At 43.1% G+C, this 10,019-nt stretch carries 11 protein-coding genes; all 11 read right to left on the bottom strand.

The genetic code is table 11. The annotated features are described in order from the left end of the window. Positions 1–998: ABC-F family ATP-binding cassette domain-containing protein (locus AXF17_RS04445; protein ID WP_157682624.1), on the bottom strand; the 998-nt coding region annotated here is incomplete at its 3' end. A 2-nt stretch (positions 999–1,000) separates the two neighbouring features. Continuing rightward, positions 1,001–2,017 (bottom strand): tRNA (adenosine(37)-N6)-threonylcarbamoyltransferase complex transferase subunit TsaD, encoded by a 1,017-nt coding sequence (gene tsaD, locus AXF17_RS04440; protein ID WP_169711319.1) that lies wholly within the window; start codon positions 2,015–2,017, stop codon positions 1,001–1,003. Then, positions 2,004–2,492, bottom strand: coding sequence for a ribosomal protein S18-alanine N-acetyltransferase (gene rimI / locus AXF17_RS04435; protein WP_094233988.1), 489 nt, complete (start codon positions 2,490–2,492; stop codon positions 2,004–2,006). Before rimI ends, tsaD begins: the two co-directional genes overlap by 14 nt. Further along, the gene (gene tsaB / locus AXF17_RS04430) at positions 2,489–3,229 is read right to left on the bottom strand and encodes a tRNA (adenosine(37)-N6)-threonylcarbamoyltransferase complex dimerization subunit type 1 TsaB (protein WP_094233987.1); all 741 of its coding nucleotides are present in this window, start codon (positions 3,227–3,229) and stop codon (positions 2,489–2,491) included. The genes rimI and tsaB overlap by 4 nt, the downstream gene beginning before the upstream one ends. Then, complete coding sequence (gene tsaE / locus AXF17_RS04425) at positions 3,217–3,648, bottom strand: tRNA (adenosine(37)-N6)-threonylcarbamoyltransferase complex ATPase subunit type 1 TsaE (RefSeq protein ID WP_094233986.1); 432 nt, start codon at positions 3,646–3,648, stop codon at positions 3,217–3,219. Before tsaE ends, tsaB begins: the two co-directional genes overlap by 13 nt. 18 nt (positions 3,649–3,666) lie before the next feature. Then, positions 3,667–5,094 carry a dipeptidase PepV gene (gene pepV / locus AXF17_RS04420; RefSeq protein ID WP_094233985.1) on the bottom strand — a complete coding sequence of 476 codons (1,428 nt, stop codon included), beginning with the start codon at positions 5,092–5,094 and terminating at the stop codon, positions 3,667–3,669. Between the two features lie 66 nt (positions 5,095–5,160). Then, a complete protein-coding gene (locus AXF17_RS04415; RefSeq protein WP_094233984.1) occupies positions 5,161–6,441 on the bottom strand; it encodes an ABC transporter substrate-binding protein in 1,281 nt (426 codons plus the stop codon). Beyond that, on the bottom strand, positions 6,419–7,399 hold the full coding sequence (dusB, locus tag AXF17_RS04410) for a tRNA dihydrouridine synthase DusB (protein WP_094233983.1): 981 nt from the start codon (positions 7,397–7,399) through the stop codon (positions 6,419–6,421). The genes AXF17_RS04415 and dusB overlap by 23 nt, the downstream gene beginning before the upstream one ends. Continuing rightward, complete coding sequence (locus AXF17_RS04405) at positions 7,399–8,205, bottom strand: type III pantothenate kinase (protein WP_094233982.1); 807 nt, start codon at positions 8,203–8,205, stop codon at positions 7,399–7,401. The genes dusB and AXF17_RS04405 overlap by 1 nt, the downstream gene beginning before the upstream one ends. A gap of 1 nt (position 8,206) precedes the next feature. Next, positions 8,207–9,778, bottom strand: coding sequence for a PucR family transcriptional regulator (locus tag AXF17_RS04400; RefSeq protein WP_094233981.1), 1,572 nt, complete (start codon positions 9,776–9,778; stop codon positions 8,207–8,209). A 33-nt stretch (positions 9,779–9,811) separates the two neighbouring features. Further along, a partial coding sequence (locus AXF17_RS09180) for a hypothetical protein (RefSeq protein WP_169711318.1) occupies positions 9,812–10,019 on the bottom strand: 208 nt, incomplete at its 5' end.

Genomic DNA, 10,019 nt, shown 5'->3' with positions numbered 1-10,019 from the left:
TCTTCCGTCATTATTACATCTTTGCCACTCTGGAAGTCAGCATCAAATGAAAGCTTAAGCTCCACCTGTTTAAACGAAGGTTTATCCAGCACATCGATATGAGCAAGTCGCTTCTCTCTGGACTGTGCCCTCTTGACTAGATGCTCAGTATTGTGCTGTTTAAATCTACGGATAATCTCCTCTTGACGAGTAATTTCCTTCTGTTGCTTGTCATACTCTCGCCTCATCACCTCTTCTCGCTCTCTGCGCTTTACGAGGTACTTCGAGTAATTTCCACGATAATCAACAAGGTGTGTTCCGCGCATATCAAATATGCGGTTCACTATCCTATCTAGAAAATATCTATCGTGTGATACGACGATTATCGTACCTTTGTAAGTCTTCAGAAATGACTCCAGCCAAGCAAGCATCTTGAGATCAAGATGGTTGGTAGGCTCGTCAAGCATCAGAATATCCGGTTTTCTAAGCATCATGCAAGCTAGTGCGAGCCTAGTTCTCTCACCACCGGATAGCATGCTTATCTCTTTATCATGAGTATCTGCGCCAAAGCCCATGCTCGCCAGCACCCCAATAAGCTCGCTCTTGTATGAATATCCGCCACTAGCCTTGTACTCGTCCATCAGATGAGTATATGCATTAAGATCCTGGTCAAATCTCGTGTTACTGGTATCTGATATAGCCTTCTCAAGCCTTGCAATTTCCTCTTCCATCTTATAGAAGTTAGTGAATGTTTTTGCCGCCTCAGCAAGCACTGTTCCTTCTGAAAAAAAATGATCCTTCTGCTTGAGATACCCGACGACATAGCCACTGCGAATAAATACATCTCCGCTAGTCGGTTCATTCTCACCTGCAACTATGCTTAGTAGTGTGGTTTTACCAGCTCCGTTAGGTCCAACAATTCCTACCTTGTCACCTTTATTTATAGAAAACGAGATATCCTCGATGATGACGTCAGTTCCGTATGACTTGCATATATCTTTTGCCGACATTACAAGCATAGTTAAAACTCCAGTCCGGGACACGCATCTAGTGACATATCCGCGAACTCTCCTTTCTTCATCTTATAGTATGCAGAGCAAGCGATCATCGCACCATTATCTGTACAAAGAATCTGAGCCGGCTTTAGAATCTCGATACCCGCTGCTTCACCCTTGCTCTCAAGTAGTTCCCTGAGTCTGCTGTTAGCAGCAACGCCGCCAGCAACTACGATTTTGTTATTTCCATATGAGATAGCAGCGTTGACCGCCTTATCGGCAATAACTTCCATAATCGATTCTTGAAAAGATGCCGCTAAATCAGGTACATTAATCTCTCTACCTGCCTGTCTTTCACTATTTATATAGTTCAGCACCTGAGTCTTGAGTCCGCTAAAGCTAAAGTCATAGCTTCCATCCTTGAGGTAAACCCTTTTGAATTCGATAGCGTTTCTATCGCCCTCGCAAGCTGCTTTATCTATTTTAGGTCCTCCTGGATATCCCAGGCCTACTACCCTGGCAACCTTGTCCATAGCTTCACCAGCCGCATCATCTCTAGTTGCACCGAGTATCATACACTCATTGTAATCATCTACTTTGATGATGTTGGTATGCCCACCAGAGACCACAAGTCCGATGAACGGTGGCTCGAGCTCCTTATATTCTAGATAGTTAGACGCGATATGACCATGCATATGATTTACACCTACTAGCGGAATACCTCGTGCCCAAGCCATGGCCTTTGCCGTTGCAATGCCAACAAGAAGTGCACCAACGAGTCCTGGTCCATACGTTACACCAATGAGATCTATCTCATCCATAGTAATTCCTGCTTCATCTAGAGCTTGTTCTATTACGTCGTTGATATTCTCAAGGTGACGCCTCGAAGCAATTTCCGGTACAACACCGCCAAACTTCGTATGTATATCAATCTGCGATGAAATGACATTTGCCAACACCTCACGTCCATCCGCAACGATGCCAACAGCTGTCTCATCACAGCTAGACTCTATTCCAAGTGTAATATGCTTATTCTGGTGCATAATCACCTATCTCCCTCTTCATAATCAGTGCGTCCTCATCATTGTCGAGATAGTACTTTGGGCGCACACCGCATTCTTTAAATCCGTATTTTTTGTATAGACTTATTGCAGGCACGTTGCTAACTCTCACTTCCAGATTTATAAGCGCAACACCATTTCCCTCTAGCATTTCAATCATCGCTAGTACGATTGCTTCACCTATACCCTTTCTTCTGAAGTCAGTACTCACTGCAATGCTGTTGAAATCAGCTTCATCTAGAATGGCCCATATATCCGCGTAGCCTGCAAATTCACCTTCATACTCAGCCACAATCACGAATGCGTTATCGTTTTCAAGTATGTCGTATCTAAGAGATTCCTCGCTCCACGGCATTGTAAATGTCGCTACATCCAAATCATATATGTTTTCCAGATCTTCGGCTTCAGCAAGCCTTATATTGACCTCTGGCTTCAGCTTATTTTCCTGCACTATCATTTGAGCTTTCCTATCTTGCTGCTTAGCGTACCCGACTCAAGCCTCATCTCAGCTTCGCTCTTTCTCATATAGTTAGGGAGAAGCCCATCACAAGATACCGTCTCCCCTCTCTCATACTTCTGCATTGCAAGTTTAGATACTGAAACCGCATCTTGGTATCGCCACTCTTCATCAGCTAATAAAAATGCACCAGCTTCACTGATTTCCGACTCATATGCATCGATTCCATCTCCAACGAAAACAACCTCAGAATCCTTTATACCCAGCTTCTGAAGTGTCTCCATAAACTTATCTATCATGTACTGCTTTTCGCTAAGTACCGCTTTATACCCATTACCATTTCGCTCAAAAATAGCGCCATAAAGCTGCCCTCTTCTCGCATTTATAATAGGTACAAAGAATCTTACTTTTTCGTTAACGTGAGAGTCTGCGAGAGCTGCCATGCCCTCGAGAGAAGATACGGCAACACAAGGAATTTTAAGCATCTCTGCAAGTCCTCTTGCAGTTGAAACACCAATTCTAATACCTGTAAATGATCCTGGTCCGATGGACGCTGCAACAGCATCAATAGACTGAGGCTCTATTCCTTCAGCCTTAAGGCACGCATCAGCAAGAAACATTATATCCTTAAGGTGGCTCATCTCCTCATGAGAGCTTTTTGATATTAGCTTGCCATCATCCCCTATGAGTGCAGCCGAACCGTATTTCCCTGTAGTCTCAATACTTAGAATATACATCTATAAACTCGCTCCCCTTGCTTGTCACCATACTCTATCAGTATAACCTTTGCCTTTTCAGGTATGACATCGGCCACTATATCCGCCCATTCGATTATGCATACACCGTCCGCGTAGAAGTACTCATCGGCACCGATATCAAGAAGCTCATCACCACTTGATAATCTATATACATCAAAATGGAAGAGCGGTAATCTACCGCTCTTGTGTTCCTTAACAATATTGAAGGTAGGACTATCGATATTTTCAGTAACTCCCATTCCCTTTGCAATATACTTCGTTAAAGTAGTCTTGCCAGTTCCAAGGTCTCCGATTAGAGCCAAAATATCACCTGGTTCTAGCGTAGAAGCCAGTTCCATTCCAAACGCTTCAGTATCCTGTTCATTATTTATATAAATAATCTGTTCCTGAACACTCATTTCTCGTCCTATACCTACTTACTTACAGCAGAGCTTATACACTGTAGAAGCATATATTTTTGCCATCTTGCTATATGAATCGAGAGATATCCTCTCATCTGTCATGTGCATACAGTCATCTTCCCATGGGAAGAGTCCGCCAAATGCTAGAACGCCATCGAAATGTTTAGCGTAAGTTCCGCCACCGATTACGACCGGTTCACTGTCTAAGTCTCCAGAAAAATCTCTGTATGCCTCCATAAGTGTTTTTACGAAGTCATCTTCAGGATTTACATATATCGCTTTTTCATCAGTGCCCTTTACGATGCCCTGATTAGATCCGAGTACACTCTCTATTCCGCCAAGAACTGCTGAATTCTCAAATGTCACAGGAACTCTTATATTAAGCTTCATCGTAGCAACTTCGTCGTTGATCTCAATAGTTCCAACGTTTACGATTACCTTACCCGACGGAGCATCCTCAAATTGGCACTCGAGTCGCTCACCATTTAAATCAAATCCGATATGGTCGTTGTAGAAATCGATAAATTCAGTTACTTCGTCTCCCGCTAATTCCAGTTTGCCTAGGAACTGCATGAGTATACTGATAGCATTCAGTCCCTTGTGTGGAACTGAACCATGTGCAGCAACTCCATGTGCCTCGATAGCTAGAGATGTTCCAGTCTTCTTGGCAGTGACATCGTATCCGCTCTCTTCTCTGTATGACTTAACGAGCGCGATTATCTCATCGTATCTCGATTTATCATCAGACGCGACAACTGCTCTAGCATATGCGGGAACTGCATTTGCTGCTAGTCCGCCCTGAACCTTGCTTAGCACAAGACCTTCCTTAACAGTATGCTTCTTGAGTTTCTGTGCGATATCAAAGATTAAAATTCCCTTTTCTCCGTTAATAACAGGGAAGTCTGCATCTGGAGTAATTCCAAAATCAGGCATATTTGCCACTTCTCTATAGTGGATAGCACTTTCCTTGCCAGTCTCCTCATCGAGACCAGCAATCAGTTTAATCGTTTTCTTAGGCGTGATACCTGCATCTTTGATAGCCTTCATAGCAAAGAGTGCAGCAATCACAGGTCCTTTATCGTCAGCTGTTCCACGACCATACATGAATCCATCTTCAATCACTGGATTAAATGGACCGTGTTTCCAATCATCAGATACGGGAACTACATCGAGATGACCTACAATACCGAATGACGCTTCACTCGGATCACCAGGGAATACGATTTCACCAACATAGTTATCATAGTTGTGAACCTCAAATCCCATGCTCTCTCCGAGCTTAAGAAGCTCTTCGAGTGATTCCTGAACACCCTTTCCAAACGGATACACTTCTCCGTCAGGTGTTCTTACAGGGTCTGACTTCACGCTATCAATCCTTACTTGCCTAGCAAGTTCCTCAATCATCTTGGAATTTGATTTTTCTAAGTACTCGATATAATCCATTTTGTTACCTCAATCTATAAAGCATGTATTATAAACCCTTAAGTCATTTGAATAGGTAATTTGTTACTATTTGATTTTCTCCATGGTCTCCGCCGTGGTTGCCTCATTAGTTACGTATAGCGAAATAACTTTTCCAGACTTGATAGTCGATAAGTTAACTGACTTAACAGGGTTTCCGTCCTTATCGAAGGTGAATACTCCAGTCGCACCCCGTACACCGGTTAACTCCGTTAAAGCTTTTCTTATATCTTCTGGCTTCTTAGAATTTGCCCTGTTGATAGCATTAATCGCCAACAGATATGAATCGTATCCTAGAGCTGCGTTGCTAGTAGGTTCTGAATCGTTACCATACTTGTTAGCATACTCAATGAGGAATCTCTGTGTCTCGGCAGTAACTGACTTTGTTGTCGTCTTACCACCGCTAAATACGGAGTCAGACGGAAAAACGACCTTTATCCTGGGATGCTTCTTCATCATATATGCGAACTCTTCCGTATTCCAATAAGAGCTACCTACGAATGTAATCTTATCCTCGAGGTTTTTCTTCTCTATTGTTGCAAATAATTTATCTGACTTCTCAGCGCCAAATGGCAGCATCACAACATCCGCACCCGATTCTTTTATGTTCTTAATAAGCTTTCCAAAGCCTTCAAAGTCTACGTCGACAGATTTCTTATATACTATCGAGGTTGCGTTAGAAGACGAATCACTCGCTGATCCTTGTTCAAGCTCATGCACTTTAGAACTGAAGCCCCTCAGCATCGCAGTATTTGCACTATCGTTCTTCATCGACACAATCGCAATCTTTCTAGATCCGAGTACGCTATATACGTATTCAGCTAGTCCTACACCCCTCTGGGATTCAGTGATTGAAGCTCTGAAATAATAATTGTTGTTCTCTGTGATAAGAGGATTTACTGCCGACGGCGTAATCGTCGGAATCTTTGCAGCTTCAATATACGGAGATGCAACCATAGAGTTCGCTTCTCCAGCACTTCCGATTATGACAGCAGGCTTCATCTTGATAAGATTCTGAATCGCACCCTTCGCAGAGTTTATATCTGACTGATTATCAACTCTCACTAGCTTAATCTTGATTCCATTAACGTTGCCATAGATGGAATTCGCAAGCTCAACACCTCTGATTTCCTCCCCACCCTGTTCCTTGAATTCACCAGAACTAGGCTCGTAGATACCAATGATGATAGTGTTCTCTTCGCCTACTACCTGCTTGTCTATAAAGGTCTTTTTGAAATTGTCAAAGGTCGTGCATCCGCTTAAGACTCCTACTAGCATAACCAGCATTAGCACGATGGACACTGCCTTAAGTTTCTTTTTGTTTTTCAATGTTCAAAGCCTCTTTCATCTCTGCTCGTGTTTCAATAGTGTTAATCTTACCGCGGAGCTTAGCTGCTCCCTTCACCCCTTTAGTATACCATGCTACAAATTTTCTCATCTCCCTTATTGCTGAATATTCATCCTTCAGCTCAATAAGTTCATCGAGATGCCTGTTCATCATCGCACTAATCTCACTTGCAGTGGGTCGCTCAGGTATTTCTTTACCTAGTAGTGCAGCATTTAGCTCTCTAAAAATCCAGGGATTTCCCATAGCTCCTCTCGCTACCATGACGAAGTCACATCCTGTCTCCTTCATCATACGCACCCCGTCTTCACCTGTAAAAACATCTCCATTTCCGATTACCGGAATAGATACGGCTTCCTTGACCTGTCTGATGATGTCCCAGTCAGCTTCACCTGAATAATACTGCTGGCGAGTTCTACCATGTACTGCAACGGCAGCAGCTCCCGCACTGGATATAGCCTTAGCAACCTCTGGTGCATTGATAGAGTTCTCATCAAAGCCTTTTCTTATCTTTACTGTAACTGGTTTATCAGAGCTCTTCACAACCGCATACACTATGTCATACACGAGTTCGGGATTTTTCATCAGTGCAGAACCGTCACCGTTCTTTACGACTTTTGGTACGGGACACCCCATGTTGATGTCAAGAATTACGTTTGGACAAGAGTTCAGAGTCGACGCAGCGTAAGCCATCACGTCCGGTTCACTACCAAATATCTGAACTGCGGTTAACCCTGATTCTGGAGGTATGTAAAGAAGCTTAGGAGTCTTCCTGTCCCCATAATAAAGGCCCTTTGCACTTACCATCTCCGTGCAAGTCATGGCTGCCCCCTGCTCTTCGCAAAGGCGCCTTGTCACTGCATCCGTGACACCCGCAAGTGGTGCTAACATAAAAGGATTGGGTAGTTCAATATCGCCAATTAAATATTTGCTATCTGACATTAGCCGTGTTTCTTTCTCTGTGATTTATTTCTCTCATATATGAGAACCAGTCCGTCGAGCGTAAGTCTCTTTTCGATAACATCGATACACTTTACGCCATTCTCAACCATCGGCGCCAGTCCTCCGGTTGCAATGACCTTAATAGCGTCATAGTCTTTACCGTAGTTATATACGAGCTCATGCTTCATGCCCTCTACTATGTGCTCGGTTAATCCCATATGGCCATAAACAAGTCCTGACTGCATACTTTCAATGGTGTTTTTGCAAATCATATTGCCAGGAACCTCTAGGTCAACATGTGGTAACTTAGCAGTCTGTTCAAAAAGCGCCTTTGCCGAGATTTTGATTCCAGGCGCAATTGTGCCACCTAGATATTCTCCGTCCTCGGTGATAGCGCAGAAAGTCGTTGCTGTTCCGAAGTCAATGACTATAAGTGGCCCCTTATATTTGTGGTGAGCGGCAACGGCATTTACGATTCTGTCCGATCCAATCTGTCTTGGATCATCGCATTTGATCTTAAGTCCAGTCTTTACACCAGTCTCTACAACTAGTGGTGATACGTGTAGATACTTATAGCACATGTGCTGCAAGGCAAAAAGCAGCGAAGGCACGACAGAGGATATAATTACGTCGTCAATGTCCGATGGGTCAATACCCTCATGTCTGAACATCCGCTCGACTAGAATCCCGTACTCGTCTGCACTTCGCCTGCTATCTGTAGCAAGTCGCCAGCTCGTAATGAGCTGTGACTTGCTGAACACGCCTATCACTATATTTGTATTTCCTACATCTACAGCTAGAAGCATTTTAGTGATCCTCCATTCTCCTTAGAGCCAGTGCCATGGTTAGACCCGGAATAATTCTGTTTCCTGTCAGCTCTGCGCCGAGAATCTCGTTGATTCGCTTTAGTCTGTATTGAACTGTATTGTTATGAATATTCATAAACTCTGCAGTCTTGTTACTATTCATTCCTGCATCAAGAACAAAAGTTTCCAGTGTCTCTAGAAGTAACCTTCCCTTGTTCAAAGATACCTCTCTCTCAAAAGGTTCAAGAAGGTCGAGATAAATCTTTTTGAGCACGCTGCCCTGCATCTGAATATTGATACAGTTGCAAACCATTGACATCTCGTACTTAGTAAATACTCTCTTGTATGGGAATACAGCCTCTACGTTATTCCAAGTTTCGTTAATCATCTTGAAGCCATCGATTGCGCTGTCTAGTTCCTCAATACCTGTTGAGTGGAAAATTCTTACGTCTTTACGACCTTCTTTGAGGTCGTCATACATTTTGAGGCAATCGTTCTTGAGCTGAACACCCTTCTCCTCACCTGCATCAGCATAAATCATGCCGTAAAATTCATTTCCTTCGATGAGAGGAAGTAATCCAAACCCTTTGTCAGATTTGTACTTCTCGATAATATCCTGCGACGCTCTATTGTTGATTCCATTCGCATAGAACACACTGACGAACTGCTTACCCTTGAGACCAGCTTCATCGATGAGAGTGTAACAGAAAGTGAGATCTCCTCTGATAGCCGACTTAATGAATTCAGCTCTCGAATCTCTCTCTGGAGTGTACTTCCACATACCCATCGCAAGTTCGATAATCTCTGCGAGCTTTTTGATTTCGGTTGCAGAGTAATTATCCTCATTATCGACAATCATCAATATATGCTTCTCATTGTTAATATCGATAGTTCCCCAATATGTGATGACATCGTTTATATTGACCTGAGTAAATAGTGTCGAGTGTGATACGTCCATCTTCTTGGCCTGTACTATAGCGTTGTCAATGGTTTCCTCATGACGGGTTTCAATCGTGAGAATAGGATTGAATTCAGAAGTCATCAGTATGGCCTGATAATCATTGTTTACAGCCGCCTCCTTAAGCGCACTCTGGAAGTTTCTATGCTTCTCAAAGTTAAGGAGGTGGTAAATCGTGTTATTAAGAATGTTATCGCTGTAATTATGACCGTAAAGAATTTTATCTAGCACTTGCTCCATGAGAACTGCATATGTGGTCTCCTTATCGTCTGGAATAACAATGATAAGGAGTCCGTTATCCTCTGCTGTCTTTATTACTTTAGGATCTACAGCTCTAACTCCTTCCTCATTTAGGAAGATTACGAGTGTAGCGATTGCTTTTTTTCCGAACCCAACGACAATACGGCACTGGGCATCAATATCATCCTTGCAGTTCCAGAAGTGAGTCAGAACCATCTGCTCCTTAACTCCATTGCGCTCGATTCCCTTCTCATAATCAATTTCATCGAAAACCGAGAGTGTTCGCACTCTTCTGTCCATTTTTCTCTTACAGGAAATTACGGTACTACCTTTGAACGCATCCAGATTAAGGCAATCTTCTACAGTTATCCTCATGTTATTGCTCCTTCAATTACTTTGACTACGAGCTTACTGCTCTTCGTCAGCTTCCGTATCATTCTTAATTTCGTCGTCCATTGTAGGCTCAGCTTCTTCTGGCTGCGCCTCTGATTCATCTTCCAGCTTAACATCTTCTGTCAAATCATCTCCAGATACTTCTTCTGTGTTAGCCTGCGAATAATCTTCGACGCCTTCAGCAAGAGTAGAGTCTTCGAACTTAAGCTCTCCGACCAAAACG

The sequence above is a fragment of the Mogibacterium pumilum genome (assembly GCF_002243385.1).
Classification (GTDB): Bacteria; Bacillota; Clostridia; order Peptostreptococcales; family Anaerovoracaceae; genus Mogibacterium; species Mogibacterium pumilum.
This window is presented reverse-complemented; position numbering and strand designations above follow the sequence as displayed.